This is a genomic window from Actinomadura meyerae (genome assembly GCF_900188445.1).
Lineage (GTDB): Bacteria > Actinomycetota > Actinomycetes > Streptosporangiales > Streptosporangiaceae > Spirillospora > Spirillospora meyerae.
Window position 1 is genome coordinate 76,810 of record NZ_FZOR01000024.1, and the last position, 24,400, is coordinate 101,209.

The 24,400-nt window shown below is 74.2% G+C and carries 18 protein-coding genes and 3 tRNA genes; 8 read left to right on the top strand and 13 right to left on the bottom strand.

All coding sequences use genetic code 11. The features are described from left to right. Positions 1 to 56: 56 nt before the first annotated feature. From hypF to CHF16_RS23530, 6 genes are all read right to left on the bottom strand, one after another. Positions 57 to 2,306 carry a carbamoyltransferase HypF gene (gene hypF / locus CHF16_RS23505; RefSeq protein WP_425427508.1) on the bottom strand — a complete coding sequence of 750 codons (2,250 nt, stop codon included), beginning with the start codon at positions 2,304 to 2,306 and terminating at the stop codon, positions 57 to 59. 113 nt (positions 2,307 to 2,419) lie between these two features. Next, positions 2,420 to 3,055 (bottom strand): SRPBCC family protein, encoded by a 636-nt coding sequence (locus tag CHF16_RS23510; protein WP_089328275.1) that lies wholly within the window; start codon positions 3,053 to 3,055, stop codon positions 2,420 to 2,422. After that, on the bottom strand, positions 3,052 to 3,399 hold the full coding sequence (locus tag CHF16_RS23515; protein WP_089328276.1) for an ArsR/SmtB family transcription factor: 348 nt from the start codon (positions 3,397 to 3,399) through the stop codon (positions 3,052 to 3,054). Before CHF16_RS23515 ends, CHF16_RS23510 begins: the two co-directional genes overlap by 4 nt. A gap of 52 nt (positions 3,400 to 3,451) precedes the next feature. Next, positions 3,452 to 4,045, bottom strand: a complete 594-nt coding sequence (locus CHF16_RS23520) for a CE1759 family FMN reductase (RefSeq protein WP_089328277.1) — start codon at positions 4,043 to 4,045, stop codon at positions 3,452 to 3,454. Continuing rightward, positions 4,042 to 5,121, bottom strand: a complete 1,080-nt coding sequence (locus CHF16_RS23525) for an LLM class flavin-dependent oxidoreductase (protein ID WP_089328278.1) — start codon at positions 5,119 to 5,121, stop codon at positions 4,042 to 4,044. The genes CHF16_RS23520 and CHF16_RS23525 overlap by 4 nt, the downstream gene beginning before the upstream one ends. A gap of 163 nt (positions 5,122 to 5,284) precedes the next feature. Then, a complete protein-coding gene (locus CHF16_RS23530) occupies positions 5,285 to 6,205 on the bottom strand; it encodes a MerR family transcriptional regulator (protein ID WP_218826798.1) in 921 nt (306 codons plus the stop codon). A gap of 75 nt (positions 6,206 to 6,280) precedes the next feature. Between CHF16_RS23530 and CHF16_RS23535 the strand changes: the two genes are divergently transcribed. Beyond that, positions 6,281 to 7,078: a maleylpyruvate isomerase family mycothiol-dependent enzyme gene (locus CHF16_RS23535; RefSeq protein WP_218826799.1), complete on the top strand. Its 798-nt coding sequence runs from the start codon at positions 6,281 to 6,283 to the stop codon at positions 7,076 to 7,078. A 47-nt stretch (positions 7,079 to 7,125) separates the two neighbouring features. Here CHF16_RS23535 and CHF16_RS23540 read toward each other — a convergent pair whose 3' ends face one another. Next, a complete protein-coding gene (locus CHF16_RS23540; protein WP_089328279.1) occupies positions 7,126 to 7,707 on the bottom strand; it encodes a YceI family protein in 582 nt (193 codons plus the stop codon). Between the two features lie 88 nt (positions 7,708 to 7,795). Between CHF16_RS23540 and CHF16_RS23545 the strand changes: the two genes are divergently transcribed. The 5 genes from CHF16_RS23545 (at position 7,796) to CHF16_RS23565 (ending at position 10,051) form a co-directional block, all read left to right on the top strand. Continuing rightward, the gene (locus tag CHF16_RS23545) at positions 7,796 to 8,599 is read left to right on the top strand and encodes a universal stress protein (protein ID WP_089328329.1); all 804 of its coding nucleotides are present in this window, start codon (positions 7,796 to 7,798) and stop codon (positions 8,597 to 8,599) included. A gap of 184 nt (positions 8,600 to 8,783) precedes the next feature. Beyond that, complete coding sequence (locus tag CHF16_RS41910; protein ID WP_089328280.1) at positions 8,784 to 9,752, top strand: CHAP domain-containing protein; 969 nt, start codon at positions 8,784 to 8,786, stop codon at positions 9,750 to 9,752. Between the two features lie 42 nt (positions 9,753 to 9,794). Continuing rightward, a tRNA-Gly gene (locus CHF16_RS23555) sits at positions 9,795 to 9,867 on the top strand. A 27-nt stretch (positions 9,868 to 9,894) separates the two neighbouring features. Continuing rightward, positions 9,895 to 9,965 (top strand) — tRNA-Cys (locus tag CHF16_RS23560). Between the two features lie 14 nt (positions 9,966 to 9,979). Further along, positions 9,980 to 10,051: transfer RNA gene (locus tag CHF16_RS23565), tRNA-Val, on the top strand. A 356-nt stretch (positions 10,052 to 10,407) separates the two neighbouring features. Here CHF16_RS23565 and CHF16_RS23570 read toward each other — a convergent pair. After that, positions 10,408 to 11,016: a TetR/AcrR family transcriptional regulator gene (locus tag CHF16_RS23570; RefSeq protein WP_089328281.1), complete on the bottom strand. Its 609-nt coding sequence runs from the start codon at positions 11,014 to 11,016 to the stop codon at positions 10,408 to 10,410. A 143-nt stretch (positions 11,017 to 11,159) separates the two neighbouring features. Between CHF16_RS23570 and CHF16_RS23575 the strand changes: the two genes are divergently transcribed. Then, positions 11,160 to 11,729: a DUF6230 family protein gene (locus CHF16_RS23575; RefSeq protein ID WP_089328282.1), complete on the top strand. Its 570-nt coding sequence runs from the start codon at positions 11,160 to 11,162 to the stop codon at positions 11,727 to 11,729. Continuing rightward, positions 11,720 to 12,061 carry a DUF6114 domain-containing protein gene (locus CHF16_RS23580; RefSeq protein WP_089328283.1) on the top strand — a complete coding sequence of 114 codons (342 nt, stop codon included), beginning with the start codon at positions 11,720 to 11,722 and terminating at the stop codon, positions 12,059 to 12,061. The genes CHF16_RS23575 and CHF16_RS23580 overlap by 10 nt, the downstream gene beginning before the upstream one ends. Here the strand turns inward: CHF16_RS23580 and CHF16_RS23585 are convergent. From CHF16_RS23585 to CHF16_RS23605, 5 genes are read right to left on the bottom strand one after another with little or no spacing between them, the layout of a single operon-like run. Next, positions 12,048 to 12,953: an alpha/beta fold hydrolase gene (locus CHF16_RS23585; RefSeq protein ID WP_218826800.1), complete on the bottom strand. Its 906-nt coding sequence runs from the start codon at positions 12,951 to 12,953 to the stop codon at positions 12,048 to 12,050. The two genes, CHF16_RS23580 and CHF16_RS23585, sit on opposite strands and share 14 nt — an antisense overlap. Then, the gene (locus CHF16_RS23590; protein WP_089328284.1) at positions 12,950 to 13,948 is read right to left on the bottom strand and encodes an NAD-dependent epimerase/dehydratase family protein; all 999 of its coding nucleotides are present in this window, start codon (positions 13,946 to 13,948) and stop codon (positions 12,950 to 12,952) included. The genes CHF16_RS23585 and CHF16_RS23590 overlap by 4 nt, the downstream gene beginning before the upstream one ends. Then, on the bottom strand, positions 13,945 to 15,588 hold the full coding sequence (locus CHF16_RS23595; RefSeq protein ID WP_179271666.1) for a fatty acid CoA ligase family protein: 1,644 nt from the start codon (positions 15,586 to 15,588) through the stop codon (positions 13,945 to 13,947). Before CHF16_RS23595 ends, CHF16_RS23590 begins: the two co-directional genes overlap by 4 nt. Positions 15,589 to 15,590: 2 nt before the next feature. Then, the gene (locus CHF16_RS23600; RefSeq protein WP_218826801.1) at positions 15,591 to 16,580 is read right to left on the bottom strand and encodes a 3-oxoacyl-ACP synthase III family protein; all 990 of its coding nucleotides are present in this window, start codon (positions 16,578 to 16,580) and stop codon (positions 15,591 to 15,593) included. 35 nt (positions 16,581 to 16,615) lie between these two features. Continuing rightward, positions 16,616 to 24,301 (bottom strand): type I polyketide synthase, encoded by a 7,686-nt coding sequence (locus tag CHF16_RS23605; RefSeq protein WP_089328286.1) that lies wholly within the window; start codon positions 24,299 to 24,301, stop codon positions 16,616 to 16,618. Positions 24,302 to 24,400: the final 99 nt, after the last annotated feature.

Genomic DNA, 24,400 nt, shown 5'->3' on the forward strand with positions numbered 1-24,400 from the left:
CAACGAATTCTCGGTGAAAGACGCCGCACGCCACGTCAACGGAGTCAGAGAGCAGATCACGCAGAGGAATGCCGGGCGGTGGCCACGACCGCCTGACCGAAACTGATACCACCGTCGTTGGGCGGGACGCGGTGATGGGTCAGCACGCCGAAACCGGCGTCCGCAAGGCCCGATACAGTCCGTTCCAGAAGGAGCATGTTCTGGAACACGCCTCCCGAGAGGGCGACGGCCCCGAGACCGGTCGTCTCGCGTATTCGGGATGCCGCGTCCACCACCAGCGCGGCGACGCCATTGTGGAAGCGGGCGGCGATCGCCGGAACGGGCACTTCCGCACGCAGGTCGGTCACGACCGCGTTCACCAGGTCGGCTCCGGCGACGGTGAAGGGCGCCGATCCGGTGATGGCGGCCGAGTACGCGGTGCGCTCGGAGGGGTCGGCGCGCTGCTCCAGTTCTATGGCGGCCTGGCCTTCGTAGTTGACGCGGTCGCGGACGCCCAGGACTGCGGCGACCGCGTCGAAGAGCCTTCCCATGCTGGACGTGAGCGGTGCGCTGACCCGGCGCCGGGCCATGTCCACCGCGATGGGCCACTCGGGCCGTCCGGCCACCGGAAGGTCTTCGGGGACGCCGTGAGCGGCCGCCATCCGCCATGGCTCGCGGATCGCCGCGGCCCCTCCCGGCATCGGGACCGGATCCAGGTGGCCGGCCCTTTCGAAGCCGTGGAGGTCGGCGACGAGGAACTCGCCACCCCACAGCGTGCCGTCCGTGCCGTATCCGGTGCCGTCGAAGGCGACGCCGATCACCGGGCCGTCCACGCCGTTGTCCGCCAGGCAGGAGGCGATGTGCGCGTGGTGGTGCTGGACGGCGACGGACGGCAGATCCTGGTCGAGGGCGTATTTCGTCGACAGGTACTCGGGATGCGGGTCATAGGCGATGACTTCGGGGTCGATGTCGAAGAGCCGCCGGAAATGCGCGATGCCCTCCTCGAATGCGCGGAAGGTCTCGTAGTTCTGCAGATCGCCGATGTGGTGGGAGAGGAACGCCCGGCCGTCACGGGTCAGGCAGAACGTGTTCTTCAACTCGGCGCCGCACGCCAGAACGGATCGCCCCTTCGCGATCGGGAGAGGCTCGGGCGCGTAACCGCGGGACCGGCGCAGCGGCAGCGTCCGCCCCAAGAAGACGCGCACCACGGAGTCGTCGGTGCGGGTGTGGATGGGACGGTCGTGGAGGAGGAATCCGTCGGCGATCCCGCCGAGGCGTTCGAGGGCGTCGGCGTCCCGGTGGGCGATCGGCTCGTCCGAGACGTTTCCGCTCGTCAGCACGATCGGCTCGGTGACGAGGAGATGGTGCAGCGGGGTGTAGGGCAGCATGAGGCCGAGGTCCCGGCCACCGGGTGCGACGGCGTCGGCGACCGCCGCGTCCGGGCGGCGGCGCGCCGGCACGATGGGGCGGCGCGGGCCGGTGAGCAGCGCCTCCTCCGCGCCGGACAACGCGCACAGGGACCGGGCGGTCGCGAGGTCGGGGACCATGACGGCGAACGGCTTGTCCTCGCGGTGCTTGCGGGCGCGGAGTTCGGCGACCGCGCTTCCGGACGCCGCCCGCACCGCGAGGTGGTAGCCGCCGAGTCCCTTCACCGCCAGGATCGCGCCCTCGGCAAGCAGCGAACGGGCAGCGACCAGCGGGTCACGAGCGGCGTCGGCGTCCGGGCCACCGATGGGAGCCGGCTGCGCGCCGGGCGCGTGCAGGACAAGGGTCGGCCCGCAGGCGGGGCAGCACACCGGCTGGGCGTGGAACCGGCGGTCGGCCGGGTCCGCGTACTCGGCGGCGCACGCCTCGCACATCGCGAAGCCGGCCATGGTCGTGTTCGGACGGTCGTAGGGGACATCCTGCACGATCGTGAAGCGCGGTCCGCAGTTCGTGCAGTTGATGAACGGGTATCCGTACCGCCGGTTGTCCGGGTCGCGCATCTCGCGCAGGCAGTCGTCGCAGGTCGCGGAGTCCCAGGAGACGAGCGCGCGGCGCTCCCCCGACGCGTCGCTGCCCACGATGGTGAAGCCGGAGCGGCCGCGCACGTCCAGCTCGCGGGTGGTGAGGCGCTCGACGACCGCGAGCCGCGGCGGGCGCGCGCGCAGCCCGTCCAGGAAGCGTCCGATCTCGTCGGGCGCGCCTTCGACCTCGATGAACACGCCGGCCGCGTCGTTGCCGACGAGCCCGGACAGCCCGAGGCCGGTGGCGAGCCCGTGCACGAACGGCCGGAACCCGACGCCCTGCACGACCCCCTCGACGCGGACGCCCATCCTCACGTCCACCCGCGCCATTCTGCCGAGCCGCCCGCCAAGGTCCGGGAAAGCCGGGGCAGAGCCCGTTCCAGGGCGGGCGGGCGCCGGGCCGGGGACGCCGGAGCGGCGTCATGTCCGGAAGGTCACTCCTCCTCGCCGGTGTACATGGCGATGGTGCGGTCCGCGGCGGCGCGGGCGGCGGCCTCGTCGGCGCCGGAGGCGACGTGGGCCTTGAACCAGAGCTCGCCGCTCTGCCGGGTGAACTCCTTGCCCTCGTCCGACAGGGACCACTCGGGGCCGACCTCGTCCGGGGCGCTCGCGCCGGTCGCGAGGTGCATGGCGAGGCCGAGGAGGCCCTGGTCCCAGCCGATGCCGACGGCGCTGGGGCCGTACTGCTCCCAGATGTCGTCGCCGACGTGGGCGATGTGCTCCAGCTCGAACCGCGCCCGGCCGTCCGCCTCCGGCGCGAGGCGGACCTCGATCCAGGACGTCTGGCCGCCGTACTCCCAGGTGGCGGCGAAGCTCTTGGGCGGGTCGCAGCGCTCGATCGTCCCGCTCGCGTTGCCCTCGAGCTGGTAGCGGCCGCCGAGCCGGAGGTCGCCGGAGACGGGCAGGAACCAGCGCGGGATGCGCTCGGCGCTGGTGACGGCGTCCCAGAGGTCCTCGACGTCGGTGTCGTAGACCTGGCTGACGATCGCGGTGCGCGCGGTCCCGGCCTCCAGGACCCGTTCGCCGACCGTGCGCCGGACCGCGTTGATCTGCCCCGTGACTTCGATCATGGCTCGCTCCCTGAGTCGTTTCGGCGTGCGCGCCTGCCGCGGGCGATCTCGGTCGCCAGGGCGTCCAGGTGCGGGGTCCAGAACCGGCGGAACCGGTCGAGCCAGGCGTCGATCTCCCGCAGCGGAGCGGAGTCGACGGCGTAGAGCCGGCGCGTCCCCTCCGCCCGCACCACCGCGAACCCGCCGTCGCGGAGCACCTTCAGATGCTGCGACACCGCGGGCTGGGAGATCCCGAACTCCTCCCGGACGACGGCCGTGATCTCACCGGAGGACCGCTCGCCGTCGGCGAGCAGCTCCAGGATCCGGCGCCGTACGGGGTCACCCAGGACGTCGAAGGCGTGCACGGATCCCAAGCTACAGCCTTCGCTTATATAAGCCAACCCTTAAATAGGGTGATCAGCGACCGGAGAGGAGTTGCTCGAAGGGCACGGGGTTCTCGTACAGGTCCTCCCGGGCCGGGGCGGGGCGGGCCCGGACCAGCGCGGCCAGCTCGGCGCCGGCGCGGGCGATGCGGTCGGGCAGGCCGGTCTCGCCGCTCCCCCAGTCCTCCGACGCCGCGTAGACGGCGGTCGGGGCCGCGGTCGCGCGCAGGTAGGCGAACAGCGGCCGCATCGCGTAGTCGATGGCCAGCGAATGCCGGCCCGTGCCGCCGGTCGCGCCGAGCAGCACGGGCTTGCCCTCCATCGAGTCCCGCTCGATGACGTCGAAGAACGTCTTGAACAGCCCGCTGTAGGACGCGTTGAACACGGGCGTCACGGCGATGAGGCCGTCGGCGCCCTCCACCGTCTTCACGGCGTCGCGGAACGCCCCGGACGGGAAGCCCGTCAGGGTCGCGTCGACCATGGCGTGCGCGTGGTCGCGCAGCTCGATCGTCTCGACGGCGGTGTCCGCGCCGAGCGCCCCGGCCGCCGCGGCGGCGAGGCGGTCGGCGAGGAGCCGGGTCGAGGACGGCTGCCCGAGCCCGGCGGAGACGACGGCGAGGGTGGTCATCGAACCTCCTCGGTGAGGCGGGACGCGTGGGTCGGGGCGGCCGCCGGGACGTGCGCCGGGCGCAGCGCCTCGAACTCCTTGCGCAGCACCGGGACGACCTCCTCGCCCAGCATGTCGATCTGCTCCAGGACGGTCTTCAGCGGCAGCCCGGCGTGGTCCATGAGGAACAGCTGGCGCTGGTAGTCGCCGAAGTGGTCGCGGAACGTCAGGGTCTTGTCGATGACCTGCTGGGGGCTGCCGACCGTCAGGGGCGTCTCGGAGGTGAACTCCTCCAGCGACGGGCCGTGCCCGTAGACGGGCGCGTTGTCGAAGTACGGGCGGAACTCGCGGACGGCGTCCTGGGAGTTCCTGCGCATGAACACCTGCCCGCCGAGGCCGACGATCGCCTGGTCGGCGGAGCCGTGCCCGTAATGCTCGAAGCGCTGCCGGTAGAGGCCGATGAGCCGCTGGAAGTGCTCGGTCGGCCAGAAGATGTGGTTGGCGAAGAAGCCGTCGCCGTAGTAGGCGGCCTGCTCGGCGATCTCCGGGCTGCGGATCGAGCCGTGCCAGACGAACGGCGGGACGCCGTCCAGCGGGCGCGGCGTCGAGGTGAACGACTGGAGCGGCGTGCGGAACCTGCCCTCCCAGTCGACGACGTCCTCGCGCCAGAGCCGGTGCAGCAGGTGGTAGTTCTCGATCGCGAGCGCGATGCCGTCCCGGATGTCCTTGCCGAACCAGGGGTAGACGGGGCCGGTGTTGCCGCGTCCCATCATCAGGTCCACCCGGCCGTCGGCGAGGTGCTGGAGCATCGCGAAGTCCTCGGCGATCTTCACCGGGTCGTTGGTGGTGATCAGCGTGGTCGCGGTGGACAGGATGAGCCGGTCGGTGCGGGCCGCGATGTAGCCGAGCATCGTCGTCGGGGAGGACGGCACGAACGGCGGGTTGTGGTGCTCGCCGGTCGCGAACACGTCCAGGCCGGCCTCCTCGGCCTTGAGCGCGATCGCCACCATGGCCTTGATCCGCTCCGCCTCCGTCGGCACCCGGCCGCTGGTCGGGTCGGGCGTGACGTCGCCGACCGTGAAGATCCCGAACTGCATGCCGGCCTCCGAAGTAGTAGAACGTTCAACCATTCTAGCGGAACCCCGCCGGGCGGTCTCCTATTCCGTCCGCGACCAGTGCGTCCGGGGGCCAGTGCGTCCGGGGGCCAGTGCGTCCGGGGGCCAGTGCGTCCGGGGGCCAGTGCGTCCGGGAGCCGGAGCGTCAGGCGGCGGCGCGCGCGACGTCGCGTTCGAGCGCGTCGACCAGCCAGGTGTTGATCGTTCCGGCGGTGGCGGGCTCGCCGGTCACCTCGCCGAACAGCGTCCAGTACCGGCGGAGCCGCGCGTCCTGCTCCATGGCGACGGCGGGCAGCAGGTCGCGGCGGAAGCGGGGAGTGTCGCGCTCGTCCCGGCCGGCCGCGTGCGCCGCGACGAACAGGTCGAGGGCGTGGCCGGGGCGGGGCTCGGCGCCCTCGGCGACCAGCGGGGCGGCCAGCGCCACGGCCTCGCCGAGGCCGGTGATCAGGGTCGGCTCGTCGCGCACCCGGTCGGCGTTCACCCGGCCGAGGGCGCGCAGCTCGCGCAGCAGGGGCCGGTCGCTCGCGACCGCGACCATCCCGGCGTAGGCGACGACCTGCTCCGCCGTCGGGTCGGCGGGCGGCTCCGGCACGCTGCGCTCCAGGAACTCGCGCACCGCCGCGTCCGGCAGCGGGACCAGGATGCGGCGGCGCCAGAAGTCCAGCAGGACGTCCCTCGCGGCGGGGCCGTCGTGGACGGCGGCGAGCAGGTCCAGGCGCGCCGCGCGGTCGGCCGGCGCGGTCCGCTCGACGGCGCGGAGGGAGGCGCGGCGCCAGGCGAGCGCGGCCAGCTCGGTGTCGACCGAGCGGCGCTCGGCGGCGACGGCCTCCTCCAGCGAGCGCTCCCCGGCGAGGACGGACGTGACGGCGGGCAGGCCGAGCCCGAGGGCGCGCAGCCGCCGGACGAACCGGAGCCGGTCCACCGCGGCGGCGTCGAAGCGCCGGTGCCCGCCCGCGCTGCGTCCCGGCTCCAGGAGCCCCTCGTCGCAGTAGAAGCGGATCGTGCGCACGGACACCCCGGTCAGCGCCGCCAGGTCGCCGATCCCCAGCGTTGTGTCTTCGCTCACAACCAGTTGAACCTCCAGCAGGCTGGAGGTCCTACCTTACGAGCGCCCAAGGGAGACCCGCGGAGAGGAGACGACGTGCTGGAGGCCGGACGCATCAAGGAGGGCCTGCGCGAGCATGCCCGGGGGCTCGCGGAGGCCGCGTCGGGACCGGTCCCGTCCACGCGGGTGCCGACCTGTCCGGAATGGACGTTGCAGGACCTGGTCGGGCATGTCGGCCAGGCGTACCTGTGGGCGGCCGATCTGGTGCGGACCGGGCGCACCGACGTCGTCGACGGCCTGCCCCGCACGGTCCCGGACTCCCCGGCCGCCTGGTCCGGCTGGCTGCGCGGCGGCGCGGAGGAGCTGATCGCCGCCGTCGAGGCGAAGCCGGACGAGACCGTCGCCCATCCCATGCTCGGACCGTGGCCGACCGTCAGGTGGCTGCGGCGGATGGCGAACGAGTCCGTCGTCCACCATGCCGACGCGGCGCTGGCCGCGGGCGCGCCGTTCACGGTGGCGCCCGACCTCGCCGCGGACGTGATCACCGAGTTCCTCGGGCTGCTGACGGCGCCGACGGCGGCCGAGTACAAGCCGGAGCTGGCGGAGCTGCGCGGGACGGGCGAGACGCTGCACCTGCGCCCCGCGGAGGCGTCCCTGCCGGGCTGGCTGGTCACCCGCACTCCGGACGGGCCGGTTTTCACGGAAGGCCCGGAAGGCCCGGAAGGCGAGAGCGTCAGGGGCGGCGAGAAGGGCGCGGACGTGACCGTCGCTGGGCCCGTCCGGGACCTCCTGCTGGTGTTCGCCCGGCGGCTCGCTCCGGCCGAAGCGGACGAGCTGAAGGTGACCGGCGACGCGTCCCTGCTGGATCACTGGCTCGCCCGGACGGCCGTCTAGGCCGGGTACTCCCGCGTCCCGGCCTCGCGGGGGCGGCCGGGGCGCGGTCAGGCGGGGGTGTCGGCCGTGGCGAGGACGGCCTGGATCTCCAGCCCGATGGTGATCTCGTCGCCGAGCATGACCCGGTCGCCCTGCAGCGGCACGTTGAACTCGATGCCGAAGTCGCGGCGGCTGATGGCGGCCGTCGCGGTGAAGCCCGCGCGGGTGCCGCCCCACGGGTCGGAGCCGACGCCGTGGAACTCGGTCAGCAGCCGGACCGGGCGGGTCACGTCCTTGATCGTCAGCTCGCCGTCCAGGTGGTAGCGGGGCGAGCGGGCGCGGCGGCCGACGGTGGCGGGCTCGACCCCGGTGGCGGTGAACATCATCACGGGGTGGCGCTTGACGTCCAGGATGTCGGCGGAGCGGACGTGCTCGTCGCGCTCGGCGCTGCGGGTGTCGATCGAGGCCATCCGGATCTCCGCGCGCGCGGTGGAGTCCAGCGGGTCCTCGCCGATCACGACCTCGCCCCCGAAGTCGAGGAACGAGCCCCGCACCGTGGTCATCAGGTGCCGGATCGTGAAGGTGATCTCGGAATGGACCGGATCGATGCTCCAGCGGCCGGCTTCGAGGTCCGAAACCTCGACACCCATGAAAATCCCCCCAAAGAGTGACAACCAGGAAAAACTACCTCAAATCCCATCTGGTCTGAGGGGCCGCCCCGGGGGAATGCTCGGGTACATGATCGGTGAACACGTCCTGGCCGGCTACGTGCCCGACGCGGGCGGCCGGGAGGCCCTGGACCTCGCGCGCGGCATCGTCGCGCTGACCGGCGGCCGGCTCAGCGTGGCGACCGTCCACCCGCCGGACCTGCCCGCCGCCGCCGGCGAGGCCAGGGCCGCGCTGGACCAGCTCGCCGACCAGCTGGACGACCAGCCCGCCGACCTGATCGTCCAGGAGGGGCGCAGCGTCGGCCGCGGGCTCACCGTGCTGGCCAGCCGGATCGGCGCCGACCTGATCGTCGTCGGCTCCCCCGAGGGCGGCGCCCGCGGCCGCATCGGCGTCGGCGCCGCCGCGGACCACCTGCTGCACTCGGCGACCGAGGCCGTGATGCTCGCCCCGTCCGGCTACACCCCGCCGGACGAGCCGAGCCGGATCACGGTCATGTACGTCCGGCGGCCCCAGTGCGAGGAGGCGGTGATCCGCGCCGCGCAGGCCGCCGAGCGCCTGGAGGTGCCGCTCCGCCTCGTCACCCTCGCCGTCGGGGACGTGGCCGGCGAGCCGCTCCGCGACGACCTGGCGCTCGCCATCCGGCTCGCCCTCGACTCCGCCGACCTCCTCCCGGAGGAGGTGTCCGCCGAGCTCGCCGAGGGCGACGACGTGGCCGACGCGCTGGACGACGTCGACTGGTCCGAGGGCGAGCTGCTCGTGTGCGCGTCCAGCGAGGACGCCGCCGCCCACCGCGTCTTCCTGGGCGAGGTGGCGCTCAAGGTGCTGCGCGCGGCGCCGTGTCCGGTCACCGTCCTCCCGCGTGGCTACTACTGAGTAGTCCGTTTTGACCGTTTGCCGGGAACCGCTTGCCGCCCCTCGTTTACCTCGGCTACATTCCGTCGAGATCGGAACGTGACCATTGGAGCGGGGCGCGTGCAGCAGGGCACGTGGAGCAGGGCGCGTTCCGTCCCCCGGTCGGGCGCACCCCTGCCCGAACGAGCGAGGCGCAGGGAGCGAGATGGACCCGATCGGCAAGAAGCTGCTCGACATCGCCAAGACCGAACTCGGCTACACCGAGAAAGGCGACGGGTACACCAAGTTCGGCGAGTGGTACCGCAAGAACGTCGACGGCGACCACGACGAGTACTTCTCCACCGCCCCCTGGTGCGACATGTTCCTCGCCTGGGCCGCCGACAAGGCCCACGTCACCGACCAGGCCGGCCAGTTCGCCTCCACCGTCGACCACGCCCAGTGGTTCAAGAAGAACGGCGCCTGGGGCCACGACCCCGAACCCGGCGCCATCGTCTTCTACGACTGGAACGGCTCCGGCGACATCGACCAGATCGACCACGTCGGCATCGTCGAGAAGGTCGACGGCCGCACCCTCCACACCATCGAGGGCAACGCCGACGGCTACAAGCTCATGCGCAAGACCCGCGACATGGACACCGTCGTCGGCTTCGGCTACCCGTCCAAGATCAAGGTCGCGGCGAAGTACACCCCCAAGCACGCCGCGCCCGCCCCCACCGTCGACAAGGTCGGCGCCCCCGCCACCGGCGCCCAGGCGCACGAGACCGAGCACAACGCGCCCGCCGAGCAGCTCCCCACCCAGGACGTCGTCCTCGGCGGCATCCTCGCCTTCATCCTCTGCGGCACCGTCGCCCTCGCCGCTGGACGCGCCGCCGCGGCCAAGGCCCCCACCGCCCCGCCGATCCGCGTCCGCAAGCGCGGCAAGCACCACCGCCCCTCCACCCCCGTCGCCCTCCCCGCCGGCGTCACCCCCGCCGACCTCGACGCCGCCGACGCCGGCACCACCCTCATGCCCGCCCTCTCCCTCGCCGCCGCCCACGAAGCCGAGGACCGCGAGTTCTGGGGCCGCATCGCCCACCTCGAAGAGGACAAGGAACTCGACTTCTGGAACACCCTCCACGCCGAGCTCACCGAGTCCGACGCCGCTCCGTACGCAAACGCTCCGGGATTCCGCTAGAGTTGTCCATGCGAGCCCGGGAGGCGACTCCCGGACCGGCACGCGGACGTGGCTCAGTTGGTAGAGCATCACCTTGCCAAGGTGAGGGTCGCGGGTTCGAATCCCGTCGTCCGCTCTGAGAGGCCCCATCAGGTCTCGCTCTGGTGGAGTGGCCGAGAGGCGAGGCAACGGCCTGCAAAGCCGTGTACACGGGTTCAAATCCCGTCTCCACCTCGCAGCACGCACAAGGGCGATTAGCTCAGTGGGAGAGCGCTACCTTGACACGGTAGAGGCCACTGGTTCAATCCCAGTATCGCCCACTTCGGAGTGGGAGTGGTGTGCTCGGAGCCTGGGGGCTCCTCGCCGCCACTCCTTCGTCGTGTTTGCCCGGGGGGCGACCCCCGGACCCCCGATGTGGGGGGCTCCGCCCCCCACACCCCCTTGTCGGCTCAGCTCGTCGTCAATCGCTGGGGTGGGTTGGGGCTTCTTCTTTTCTGCCGGCTCAGGTTCTTGGTGAGGCTGAGCTCGGGTGCGTTTTGGGGCTTCGCCCCTTGCCCCCTGCCAGCTCAGGTTTCTGGGAACGGTGGGCTCGGGTGCGTGGTTTGGGGCTTCGCCCCTTGCCCCCTGCCGGCTCAGCTTCCTGGGAACGGTGGGCTCGGGTGCGTGGTTTGGGGCGCTATTGAGCTTGGGTGTCCTTGTTGCCGGGGGCTAGTAGGCGGTCCATCAGGACGTGTAGGTGGTGGCGGAACTCGGCCACGGTTTCCGGGTCGTCGGAGCGGCGCATGCCCATCTTGGGCCCTAGGACGCCTGAGCCCAGGAAGCCGTGGACGCACCAGACCATCGTGCCCAGCAGGTAGTACGGGTTGACGTCCGGGGGAACCGCGTCGCGGATCTTGCGGGCTGCCAAGTGCAGGAGGGGGCGGGCGTAGCGGTCCTCCAGTTCCGTGATGTCGGCGGCGTCGTCGATCCAGCGGTGCGCCCACAGGGAACGGTTCGGGTGCGAGACGTGGAAGTCCAGGTACGCGTCGACGATCTGATGGACGGCGGTCCGGCCCGGTTCCGCCCGCGCCACGACCGCCTCGAGCATCGCCCGCTCCGACTCGAACGCCTGGTCCATCACCTCCAGGTAGAGCGCGCGCTTGTCGCCGACCGCCTCCACGATCGCCGCGGGCTCGGTGCCCATGGCGTCCGCGATGAGGCGCATCGACGTGCCGTCATAGCCGAGTTCGCTGAACAGGCGGGTCGCCACATCGAGGACCCGCTGCCGGTGGATGGCGTTCGCCATCCCGTCACCGTATGCAAGTTCGGGGGCGCGTTCTGCAAAGGGCGCCACAAGTCGTGATAAAGCGCACGTCTTTCCACTTTGATTACTCTGAGTTGTTCTCTGATTGCTCGTTGTTGTACCTTCGGCGCGGGAGGCGGTGCCGGATGGGCAATGTCAGGTGGCGCCGGTTCGTGCTGATGCTGGTTCCCTCGCTGGGTGCGCTGGGCGTGCTGGGGGTGGGGATGGCGCAGGGGACGGTGCCGGTGTCGTTCGCGCTGTCGGGGCGAAGCATGCAGGTCTCCGCGGAACGGCTGTCCGGGCAGGGGTTCGGGCTGTATCCCGCCGTGGTGCGGACGGCGGACGGTGAGCGGCACCAGGTGCTGTCGCTGACCATGCGGTCGGCCGCCGTCTACGGGCTGTGCCAGTCGTCGGTCGTGGACACTCCGCTCGGGCGCTACGTCGTGCGGCTCAGTGCTGGAGATTCCGCGCGGCCGGCGCAAGTGAAGGGCCTGACGATCTCGGCGCGGAGCATCGACGCCGATGTCGACTTCGGGTCTCTGGTGCTCAACAAGGACGCGGGGACGCTGGGCGGGCGGGCCGGTGACTACGGTGTCGGGGCGCAGGGGTTCACGGTGGAGCACGTGAAGGTCGACTCGTGGATGGTGGCCGGCGGGACGTTCCAGGTGACGGGGCTGAAGGTCGCCATCGGGCGGGACGTCCCGGCATGCTTCTGACGCGGTGGCGGAGGGCGCGGCCGTTCGGGGCGAGTTGCCTGGTCGCGGCGGCCGGGCTGGAGATCCTGCTGGTGCCGGTGGCGGGCGTGGGACTGGTGGTGAACGGCGGCGCGGGCGGGTACGGGGGCTTCCTCGTGGGGGTGTTCCTGATCGCGATGGGCGCGGGGCTGTGCTGGGGCGGTCCGCGCGACGTGATCGCCGTGCTGGTGGTGATGGCCGCGCTCGTCGCGTTCGTGCTGTCGAACCTGGGCGGGCTGCTGCTCGGGTCGCTGATGGCGATCGTCGGCGCTGCCTGGGGGTTCGCCTGGACGCCGCCGGTCATTCGAGCATGAAGCGGCGCAGCGCGATCAGCAGGTCGTCGCCGGCGTCCTCCACGACGAGATGGCCCGCGTGCGGATACAGGCGGACGCGGGCGCCCGGCAGGCGGGTCCGCCACTCGCGCAGGAACGCGGGGTCGAAGACGGGGTCGTGGCGCCCCCAGGCGATCAGTGCCGGCAGGTCGGCGAACCGGTCCAGGGAGTCGCCGATCCCGCATAGCAGCGACCAGGACGGGTCACCGGGCTTCAGCGGTATGTCGTGCACGAACCGCTGGATCGCGAGGCGTCCGCCCTGCTGGTCGGACGGTGCGAGGTAGGCCGCGCGGACGGCGCGCGGGAGCGGTCTCCGGACGCCGAAGGGCGGGACGGTCGCCAGCCTGACGAACGCGTTGTGCCGGAGGAAGAGGGCACCTCCGAGGCCGCCGCGCAGTACTCCTAACGGGATGCGGAGCGCTGGGCGGACCCTGGTGCCGTGCGGGTTGGGGAAGGCGGCCGTGTTCAGGACGACGAGGCGGGACACCCGCCCCGGATGGCGGGCCGCCCAGCCCATGCCGATCGGCCCGCCCCAGTCGTGCATCACCAGCGTCCAGCCGGTGGCGGGGGCGCCCTGGTCGGCGATGAGGTGGGTGGTGAGGGCGTCGAGGTCGTCGATGCGCGCGGCGAGGGTGTGGGCGTAGCGGTCGCCGTCGGGCTTGTCGGACAGGCCCATGCCGATGTGGTCGGGCGCGATGCACCGGAACCGGTCGCGTAAGGCCAGGACCGGGCGGCGCCACATGTAGCTCCAGGTGGGGTTGCCGTGGACGAACAGCACCGGTGCCCCCTCCCCCACGTCCACGTAGTGCTGGTCGAGGCCTCCGGGGTGGGTGAACCAGTGCGAGTCGAACCGGTAGCCGGGGAAGAAGCTCACCTGACTGCTCCCAGGGGATGCTCGGCCAGGTGATCGGCGAGGCGCGCCAATCCCTGCGCGGTGCTGACGGACGGGGTGTAGCCGAGGTCGCGGCGGGCCGCGGAGATGTCGAACCAGTGCGCCGTGGACGCCTGCCCGACCAGGAAGCGGGTCAGCGGCGGTTCGGCGCGGACGGCGGGCAGCGCGCAGAGCAGTTCCAGCGCCGTGGCGGCCAGCATCGCGGCGGCCACCGGCACGCGGCGGGTCACGGGCGGGAGTCCGGCGGCCTCCAGCAGCCCGTTGATCCATCGCTCGAAGGGGGCCGGTTCGCCCTGGGTGATGAAGTAGGCGCGGCCGTTGACCGGTGAGTCGGGGGCGAGCCGGTCGAGAGCGAGCACGTGCGCGTCGGCGGCGTTGTCGATGTGGACGGTGTCGATTCTCTTGTCGCCTGCTCCTATCAGGCGCAGGCGGGAGCGTGCGGCGGCGAGGCCGGGGAGGAAGTGCGGGTCGCCCGGGCCCCAGATGAGGTGCGGGCGCAGCGCGGCGGCGGGGATCCCCCGGCCCGCGGCGCCCAGGACGAGTCCCTCGGCGGCGGCCTTGGTGCGGGGATAATGCGCCGGGAAGCGGCGGGCGTAGGGCAGCGACTCGGCCGCGCCTTCGAGGTCGCGCCCGTCGTGCACCACGCTGGGCGAGGACGTGTAGACCAGGCGGGCGCCCACGCGCGCGCACGCCGCCAGGACGTGCCGGGTCCCGTCCACGTTGATCTGCTCGTACTCGCGGCGCCGCCCGCCCACCCCGGCCTTGGCGGCGCAGTGGACGATCGCGTCGCACCAGTCGGCGGCGGCCACGACCGCCTCCCGGTCGCGGATGTCGGCCAGGTGCTGGACGACGCCGAGTTCGTCCAGCTCCCGCGAGCGGCGGCGCTGCAGCGCGTGGACGGTGTCGCCGCGTGCCGCGAGCCGCCGGCAGACCGCCGCGCCGAGGAACCCTCCGCCGCCGGTGACCAGGACCTTCATCGGCCGCTCCCCTCCAGCCTGCGGGCGGCCCAGCGGGCCAGCTCATGCCGGCGGATCTTGCTGTGGTGGCGGGCGTCCATGGGGAGGTCGCGGCGCAGCAGGACGTCGCGGATCCCGGCGTCCGGCGCCCGCTCCCCCGCCGCGTCCAGTACCGCCTCGATCAGGCCGGGGCGTTCCCGGCGGCCGAGTCCGGGCACGGGTTCGACGACCAGCACCGGGCGCTGCGCCCCGGCGGCCCCGACCCCGACCAGCGCGGCCCGCCGCAGCCCCGGGACGTCGGCGAAGAGCGGTTCGACCTGCTCGGTGCACAGGTCGCCGCGGGCGGTCCGGACCCGTTCGGACTTGCGGCCCGCGAACCACAGCCGGCCCTGCTCGTCGATATGGCCCAGGTCGCCCGTGCGGTGCCAGTCGCCCCCGCTGGGGATGCGCGCAAGGGCGGTCGCGGCGGGATCGTCCAGGTAGGGGTCGGCGACCGTGGGGGCCGACACGGCGATCTCGCCGAGGGCGCCCGGCGGCACGGGCAGGCACTCGCTCCAGCGGCGGATCACACCGTCGCTGACCGGGATGACGCGCACCCGGACGCCGGGCAGCGGCATCCCCAGGCAGGTCCCGGCCCCGGCGGCGGTGGCCGCGTCGGTGCCGGCGTGCTCGCGGCTCTCGATCGCCGCGACCGGCAGGCACTCGGTCGCCCCGTACACCGACAGCAGCCGCGCCCGGTCGCGGATCACCGCGCGCATCCGCTCGCGGGTGCCGGCGGGCAGCGGCGCGCCCGCGGCCAGCACGTGCCGGAGCGGCTCCAGGACGATGCCGCGGTCCAGGCAGTGGCGGGCCAGCCGGTCCAGCACCGCGGGCGGCGCGAACATCGCGGTCACCCCGTGGCGCAGGACGGCGGTGCTGAGCGCCGCCGGGTCGGCGCGGCCCGGATGCCGCGGATCGGTGTCCGGGACGAGCGCGGCCGCGCCGAACGCGGTCGCGGCCAGGGCGAACGGCGCGAACGCCGACAGCATCACCGAGCCGGGCGACAGGACGTCCAGCGCCGCGAGCGCGTCGAGCTGCGCGGCGAGCTGCCGGTGCCGCAGCGGCACCCCCTTGGGCGGCCCGGTCGAGCCGGAGGTGAAGCCGATCAGCGCGACGTCGTCCAGCCGCGGCTCCGGCCACTCCCGCGGGTCACCGGACGCGGCCTCGCGCAGGGCGTCCATGCGGGCTCCCCACGACAGCCACCGGGGGCCGACGGTCACGACGATGCGTGCGCTCCTGGCCCAGCCCAGCAGCAGCCGCGCGGCCTGGGCGCGCGGTATCGCGATGTACGCCTCCGGCCGGGCCCGCCGCAGGCACCGGCGGATCTCGCCGAACGGCAGGCCCGGGTCCACCAGGACCGGGACGGCCCGCAGGCGGGCCAGGGCCAGCACGGCCGCCCAGAGCTGCGGCCCCGGCGGCACCATCACCGCCGTGCGGGTGCCCTCGCGCACCCCGGCGCGGGCCAGCGCCGCCGCGGTCTCGGTGACCAGGTCCGACAGCTGCGCGAACGTCGTCGTCTCGCCGCCGGGGCAGCGGCAGGCGACCGCGTCCGGCCGCCGGTGGCGCCACCAGCCCGCGCGCAGGTACAGCGGGCTGACGGCCGGGGACCGCTCCTGGATCACGGTCACCACCTCGCCAGGACGATTCCGGCGCTGACCCCGCTGGCCAGGCCCACGAGGGCGACGAGGTCCCCGCGCCGCACGCGGCCGGACTCCACCGCCATGGCCAGCTGGACGGGCAGGGTGGCGGAGACCATGTTGCCGTGCTGGACGATGGAGACCACGACCTTGCCCGGCGGGATCCCGGCGTGGTCGCAGAACTTCCACAGCATGGGCAGCGACGCCTGGTGGACGCAGACGGCCGCGCAGTCGTCCCAGGTGAGGCCGAGGTCGGTGAGCGGCTTGCGGAACAGGGCCGGGTCGATGCTCTCGATGCCCCGCAGGAGGGTGCGGGCGTCGACCATGAGCGGGCCGTAGTGCGGCGGCGGCGTCGCCGGGTCGCTGGAGGCGTCCAGCACGCGGACCACGGCGCCCTCCCACGCGGCGGAGTGGGCGGCGGAGCGGTGCGCCAGCACGCCGGGTTCGGACCCCGCCTCCAGCAGCAGGGCGGCGCCGACGTCGCTGACGGTGTAGCCGGCCGCGACGGCGTAAAACTCCTCGGCGCTCCCGACGCGCCACGGGGTGATGGCGCTGGGCAGTTCGCCGCAGCAGACCAGCACGCGCCGGTACCGGCCGCCGGTGATGAGCGCGTCGGCCAGCTCGATGGCCGTCAGCACGCCGTTGCAGGCGTTGCGCACGTCGAAGACGGGGCAGCGGGCGCCGAGCGCCGCCGCGACGAGGTGCGCGGCGGCGGGCTCCACGACGTCGGCCGACACCCCCGCGTAGATCAGCAGGTCCACGTCGGCGGGGGCGACTCCGGCGCCGTCCAGCAGCTTGCGGCAGGCCCGGACGGCCAGGTCGCACGGCCCGTCCTCCGGGGCGGCGACATGCCTGCGCCTCACCCCGCTGGCCTTGAGGATCAGGCCGCGCGGGACGTCAAGACCCGGGTTGCGCTCGGCGAGCCGGTCCTCCAGCTCGGCCGTGGCCAGTGTGGTCTCCGGCAGGTACGCGGCCACGGCCGCCAGGCGAGTCCATGGCGCGCCCACGCCGGTCACTTCGTCCCGCCCGTCGGGACCGCCGCGAGCGAGGCCGTTTCCGGGGTCTCGTCCAGGTCGGGCTCGGGCTGCCTTGGGCGGGGTGGCGGTGGTGCCGCCGTTTCGGTGGCGGAGAGGCCCAGGCGGACCAGGACGATCTGGGCGATGTCGGCGATGGTTCCGCCGCTGCGGAGGAGCTCCAGGGGCGGGATGTCGATCCCGTACCGGGTCCGTACGGAGGCCATCAGCTCCCCGCCCATCAGGGAGTCCATGCCGTACTCGTCGAGCCGGCGGTCGACCGCGATCTGCTCGGCCGGCAGGAGCAGAACGTCCGAGAGCACCTGCCTGATCTCCGCGACGAGGAAGGTGAGGGCCTCCTCGCGGTCCATGGCGGCGAGCTCCTCCAGGACCCGCGTCCGGTCGGTGCCCTCCTCGTCCAGGCCGGCGGGCAGGAGCGAGGCCGTCATCGGGCGCCGCAGGCCGGGCATGACCTGGCTGAGCCGTCCCCAGTCGCAGCGGGCGACCATGGCCACGGCGGCCTGCTCGGCCAGCATGTCCTCGATGGCGGCGAGCGCCTCCGCCGGGCGGGTCGCCTCGCCGCCGAACACCGCCGCCAGCGTCCCGCCCTGGGCATCGCGCGCCAGCACGCCGGTCTCACCGAGCGCGCCCAGCGCCACCGTGAGCGCGGTCCTGCCGCGCCGGCGGCGGTGGCGGGCAAGCGCCTCCAGGTACAGGTTGGCCGCCGCGTACGCCGACTGGCCGATGTTGCCGAGCGCGGAGATGGAGGAGTACATGACGAACATGTCGAGGTCGCGGTCGCCGGCGAGGTCGTCCAGCACCAGCGCCCCGGCGATCTTGGGGTGCAGGACGGCGCGGATCCGGTCGTCGGGCAGTTCGGCGAGCGGCGCGTCGTCCAGGTGCATCGCCGCGTGGACGACCCCGCGCAGCGGGTGGCCTCGGGCGTCCATGCCGTGCACGATCCGCTCCATCGCGGCGCGGTCGGCGGCGTCCGCGGCGTGGGCGCGCGCGTCGGCGCCGAGGGCGCGCAGGTCGGCGAGCAGGCCGGGCGCCTCGGGCGACTCGGCGCCGCGGCGGCCGACCAGGGCCAGGTGGCGGGCGCCGCGGCGGGCCAGCCAGCGGGCGGTGGCGGCGCCGAACCCGCTCAGCCCGCCGGTGACCAGGTAGGTGCCCTCCGGGTCCAGGGCCGGCACCGTCCGCCGGGGCCGCACCCCGAACGGCTCGTCGTGCTCGGCGAACGAGATGACGATCTTCCCGAGGTGGCGGGACGAGGCCATCAGCGCGAACGCCTCGTCCACCCGGGCGGCGGGGAACACCGTGTGCGGCAGCGCGGTGACGCCGCCGCTCCGCAGCAGCGGCCGGCAGGCGGCCATCTCCCGGGCCGCGCGTTCGGGGTCCTTCCACTGCAGGGTGCCCACGTCCACCCCGAACATCGAGATGTTGTCGCCGAACGGGCGCAGCAGCAGCGGCCTGTTCTCGAAGATGTCGCGCTTGCCGAGCTCGATGAACCGGCCGCCGTGCCGCAGCACCTCCAGGCCGCGGGTGATCGCCTCCCCGGCGAGGGAGTTGAGCACGACGTCGACGCCGCGCCCGTCCGTCAGCTCCATGACCCGGTCGGCGAAGCGCAGGCTCCGCGAGTCCAGCACGTGCTCGGCGCCCAGGGCGCGCAGCAGGTCGCGCTTGGCGGTCGAACCGGCCGTGGCGATCACGCGGGCCCCGCAGGCGCGGGCGACCTGGAGCGCGGCCAGGCCGACGCCGCCGGCGCCGCCGTGCACCAGGACGGTCTCGCCGGTCCGCACGCGCGCGCAGTGGATGAGCGAGTGGGTCGCCGTCACGAACGCCATCGGCAGGGTGGCCCCCTGGGTGAAGGTCAGCCCGTCGGGGATCGGCATGGCCATCCAGGCGGGGACGACGGTGTGGCCGCCGATGCCGACGGGGCCGGCGGTCAGCACCCGGTCGCCGGGCTCGACGCCGGTGACGCCGTCGCCGACCGCGGCGACGACCCCGGCGCACTCCAGCCCGAGCTCGTGCCATCCGTGCACCGCCTCGACGGCCTCCACGGGCAGCAGGCCGCTCGCGCGCATCACGTCGCGGTAGTTGAGCCCGGCCGCGCGGACCTCGATCGCGATCTCGCCGGCGGCGGGCTCCGGCCTGCGGACCTGCCGCCAGTCGAGGGTGAACGTCCGTCCCGGGTCGTGGACCGCGAGCTCGAAGCCGTCCCCGGGAGCGGTGGGCGGGGGTGGGGACGGGATGGTCGCCGCCGGCGCTTCTCGCAGGCGCGGGACGAATCGGCCGCCGGGGGTCAGGACGATCTCGTCCTCGTCATCCGGCGCGAGCAGTTCCGCCGCCAGGCGATCGGCGTCCCGGACGGGGTCGCCGGTGGGGGTCAGGCAGACGCGCCGGACCCGCAGGTTCGGGTGCTCGTTGCCGAGGGAGCGTGCGGCGCCCCAGAGGGCGGCGTCCTGCGGATGCGTCTCGGCTCGCGGCTCGCCCGTGTCCGGGAGGGCGCCGCTGGGGCGGGTGGCGAGCCACACCGAGACGTCCAGGTCGTGGGGCAGTTGCTCGCAGGCCAGCACGATGGCGCGGAGCGCCGCTATCCGCCGGGTGATCCGCTCCACCTCCGCGGCCGGGTCGGGAGGGGATCCGGTGGTCTCTTGTGCGCCGTCCAGGACGACGCAGAAGGCAGCCCTTCGTGCGCCTGCCGGCACTCTCAGCGCCCAGTCTCCGGGGTCGGTGCCGAGGCCGGACCGGGCGACCAGGGCGCCGCGGTCCCGCAGAACGTCCGCGAGCGCGCCGGGCACGCCGGTGCCGTCCTCGGCGGCGATGATCCAGGCGTCCCCCTCCTCGGCCCGCGGCGGCCGGTCCTGCGCCACCGGCCGCGGGGCCGCCGATTGCGGGGCCGCCGCCAGCAGGACGGAGAAGTCTCCGGCATCGGACTCTCCTCCGTCGTCTGCTGCGGCGATGGCGGTGAAGCCCGCGTCGACCAGCAGCCCCGACCACTGCTCACGCGGCAGCAGCGGCGAGTCGGGGCGCACGTCGCGGTCGGTGAAGCGCCAGAAGTCGGTCAGGAGGCCGAAGACCGGCAGCAGCGCGCCCAGCCGGTGCGGTTCGGCGGCCAGCAGGAGCCCGCCCGGTGCCAGGAGGGAGCGCGCGTGGTCGAGTGCGGCGGTGACGTCCGCCGCCAGGTGCAGCACGTTCACCGCGACCACGAGGTCGAACGCGCCCTCGGCCACGCCCTGCTCGGCGGGCGGGCGGTCGATGTCCAGGACGGCGCATTCGACCAGCTCGGACGCGGCATGATCGGGCGCGCTGAACCTTTGGCGCAGCCGGGTGACGACCGACTCGTCCGCGTCGGTGGCCGTGTAGCGGGTGCGGTCTGCGGGCAGCACCGGCAGCAGCGCGCCGGTGGTCCCGCCGGTTCCGGCGCCCACCTCCAGGACGCGCAGCGGCCGGTCGGCGGGCCACCGCCGGACGATCCGCTCCGCCACCGCCCGCACGGCGCGGTTGGCGGCGGCGCACAGCGGCCCCGCGCGGTGGAACTGCTCCAGCAGGTCGGCGCCGCCCCCGGAGAGGAGGTCGGACGCGGTCTCGCGACCGGCGAGCAGCTCGGGCAGGTGCGTGCCGGCGAGGACCGTCAGCGCGGCGTGCGCGGCGAAGGCGTTCCCGCGCCACACCAGCTTCGCGTGCAGGGCGTCCAGGTCGGCCGGCGGGGCCGCCCAGCGGAGCTGCCGGGGGCCCAGCCCGCCGAGCAGGCCGTGCCGTTCCAGCAGCGGCAGCGCGGCTTCGAGGACCCGCCGGTGCTCCGGCGCGGGAAAGGACCGGAGGAGTTCGCGCGGGTCGAACGGCCGGGCGCGGCCCCCGGCGTCCACCGCCCGCAGCGCGTGGGCGACCGCGTGCGCGAACGCCTCCTCCGCCTGCGCGGCGAACCCGGGGTAGTCGAGTTCGCGCCACGCCTCCAGGGCCCGGCCGGCGGTTCCGGCCGCCTCGTCGAGGAGCAGGCGCGGCTCCGCCACGGGGGCCTCGCCGGTCGCCGCGCTCCGGTCGCCGGGACGGGGCGCGGCGCGCAGCACCGTCTCGTACCGGGTCACCCGGGTCGCGATGCCCCGGACGGCGCGCAGCCGGCAGCCGAGGATCTCGGCGCTGACATTGCCGTCGCGGTCGGTGATGGTGATGTCCCAGCAGACCTCGTCCTCGTACCGCGAACGTTCCCGGACGTGCAGGAGGCCCTGCGGGGAAGGGCGCCTCCACAGCCGCAGCGACGCGATCGCCGCGGGCATGTAGTGCCTGCCCCCGAGCATCTCGTCCACCAGCCACACCACTCCGGCCTGGAGCGCGCTGTCCAGGACGACGGGATGCGCCCCGTAGGAGCCGTCCTCCTGCGCGTCGCACGAATAGGAGCCGAGGATCTCCTTGCCTGCTCGCCACAGGCCGGTCAGAACGCGGAACTGCGGCCCCCACTCCATGTGGCCTCTGGCGGCGCGCGCGTAGAAGTCGGCGACGTCGACCGGTTCGCTGATACGGGCGCGCAGGTCCGCGACGTCCACCGGCGGCGGGGCCGGGCGCAGCAGGCGGCGGACGCGTCCCCGGCAGTTCTCCCGCGGCTGCCTGACGCGGTCCTCGGCGCCCGCCACGACGACCACGCCGGTCTCCGGGTGCAGCGTGGTGCTCGCACGCGTCGGCTCGGTGCCGGTCGCCGCCGACAGCACCAGTGCCCGGCCGATGTCGACCCGGTCGACCTCGACCGCGCCGGACGCCTCCGGCAGCCCCAGCCGTCCCGCCGCGGCCATCATCTCCAGGTAGCCCGTCGCGGGCATGACGGGGGCGCCGCCCGCCTTGTGGTCCAGCAGCCAGCCGATCCGCCCCGGGTCGAGTTCCGCCGCCCACGCGGGGTGCGGCATCGGCAGCCGCTCGCCCAGCAGCGGATGCTGGACCGCCGGGTCGCCGAGCCGGGCGATCCAGGTGGACGGGCCGCCGATCCAGTACCGCTCGCGCTGCCACGGGTAGGCGGGCAGCGGCCGGACGCGGCCGGGGCGCGGGAAGTGGCGGTCCCAGTCCAGGCGGGCACCCGACGCGACCAGGTGCGCGACCGCCGCCCGCATGCCGGACGGGCCGGGCTCCCCGCGCCGCAGCGTCGCGGTGACGGCCGTCCGGTGGCCCGTCCTGCCGGCGACGCGGCGCAGGTAGGACCGCAGCACCGGATGCGGCCCGACCTCCACCAGCACGTCGCAGCCCTCGTCCGCCACACGCTCGACGGCGGCGGCGAACCGGACGGGTTCGCGGACGTTCCGCCACCAGTACGCGGCGGTCAGGCCGGACCCGTCCATCAGGCCGCCGGTCACCGTCGACACCAGCGGGATCCGGGTGCGGCCGGGCCGCAGCCCGGAGAGGGCCTCCAGCAGGTCGTCTCGGACGGGGTCCATGGCCGAGCTGTGGAAGGGGTACTCCAGGTCGAGCATCCGGAAGAAGACACCGCCGGCGGCGAGTTCCTCGCCGAGCGCGGCCAGCGCGTCCTCCGGACCGGCGAGGGTGACGTCGCGGTCGGTGTTGACCGCCGCGACCTCCACCCCGGGACGGCCGTCCAGCAGGCGCCGGGCGGCGTCCTCGGACAGGCCGGCGGCCGCCATCCGCCCCCGGCCGCGCGCCCGCGCCTGCGCCGCGCTCCGCTCGGCGATCACCTGGGCCGCCTGCGCGGGCGACAGCGCCCCCGACGCGTAGGCGGCGGCGACCTCGCCGACGCTGTGCCCCAGCACGCAGCCCGGCCGCACGCCCGCCGCCTTCAGCATCTCCGTGAGCCCGGCCTGCACGGCGAACAGCAGGGGCTGCGCGACCTCCGTCGCCGCCAGGCACCACCGCTCGGCGGGGACGGCCAGCTCCTCCAGGACCGACCAGCCCAGCCGCGGCGCCAGCTCGGCGTCCAGCGCCTCGACCGCCTCGCGGAAGACCGGCTCGTCGAGAAGGTCGGCGGCCATTCCCGCCCACTGCGCGCCGTTCCCCGAGAACACCAGCGCGACGCGGCCGTGCTCCACCGCTTCGGCGAACGCCGCCTCCCCGCCGGCCGCCTCCCCGTCCGAGGCCGCGCCGTCCTCGGCTTCCGACGCTTCGGTTCCGCCGGTTTCGTCGCCGTCCAGCAGGCGGGTCAGCGCGTGCGCGGCGGAGGCGGGAGAGTCCGCGACGACCGCCGCGCGGTGCGGGTGCATGCCGCGGCGCCGGCACGAGGTGTAGGCGAGGTCGTAGAAGTCGTGATCGGGGGCCGACGCGAGCGCCCCGGCGGACCGGCGGACCGCCTCGCGCAGCGCGGTCGGCGTCCGCGCCGACACCACCAGCGGCAGCGCCCGCACCGGAGCCCCGCCGTGCTCGTCGCCCTCCTCGGGCGGCGGCGGGACGGTCAGCGCGACATGGACGTTGGCGCCCCCGAACCCGAAGGAGTTCACCCCGGCGACCGGGCGGGCGGCGGCGCCGTCCAGGGGCACCGGCCGCGTCGCCACGCGCAGCCCCAGCCCGTCGAAGTCGATGGCCGGGTTCAGCGTGCCGGCGTGCAGGGTCGGCGGCACCACCCGCTTCCGCAGCACCAGCATGGCCTTGAACAGGCCCGGCATGCCGGACGCCGGCTCCAGATGCCCCATGTTCGACTTCACCGACCCGATCGGCAGCGGGCCGCCGGAGCGGGCCGCGCCGAGGGCCCGGCCGAGGGACAGGCACTCGGCCGGGTCCCCCGCCGGCGTCCCGGTGCCGTGCGCCTCGACGTACACGACGTCGTCGGGCGAGACGCCGGCGTCGGCGTACACCTGCCGCAGCAGCTGCTCCTGCGCGTCCGGGCTGGGCAGCGACAGCCCGAACGTGCGGCCGTCGTTGTTGGTGCCCGCCCCCACGATCACCCCGTGGACGCGGTCGCCGTCGGCGAGCGCGTCGTCCAGCCGCTTCAGCACGACCAGGCCCCCGCCCTCGGCCCGGACGAACCCGTCGGCGTCCGCGGAGAACGCCCGGCACCGGCCGGTCGGCGACAGCATCGACGCCTGGCTGAACCCCACGAACGAGCCGGGGCTCAGCAGGAGGTGCATCCCGCCGGCCAGCACCACCCGGCTCCGGCCCTCGACGAGCGTCCGCCAGCCGCGCTCCACCGCCAGCAGCGACGACGAGCACGCGGTGTCGATGCTCATGCTGGGGCCGCGCAGGTCGAACACCTGCGACAGCCGGTTCGACGCGATCGACAGCGTCGACCCCGACATCGTGTACGGGCCGATCCCGCACGGCTCCAGCATCTGCATCACCCCGTAGGCGGGGTCGGAGATGCCGATGAACACCCCCGTGTCGGACCCGGCCAGGGACGCCGGGTCGATGCCGGCGTCGTCCAGCGCCTCCACCGCCGTCTCCAGCAGCAGCCGCTGCTGCGGGTCCATCGCCGCGGCCTCCTTGGGCGAGATGCCGAAGAAGGCCGCGTCGAAGCCGCCCGGGTCCTCGGCCAGGAAGCCCCCGGCGCGGGTGTAGCTGCGGCTCGCCCGCGGCATCCGCTCGTCGACGAACCGGTCGGCGTCGAACCGCTCCGGCGGCACCTGCCCGACCAGGTCGTCGCCGCGCTCCAGCGCGGCCCACAGGCCGTCCAGGCCGGTGATGCCGCCCGGCAGCCGGCACCCCACCCCGACGATCGCGACCGCGCGGCCGCCGATCCCGCCAGGCCGTTCGCCCATGCGCGTCCCCTCGCCCGGCGGCGCGCCGGACCGGCGCACCGGCCGCGCACCCGCCGTCACATTCGGTAGTCAGATGGCCACTCAAGGCTGCGACGGGTG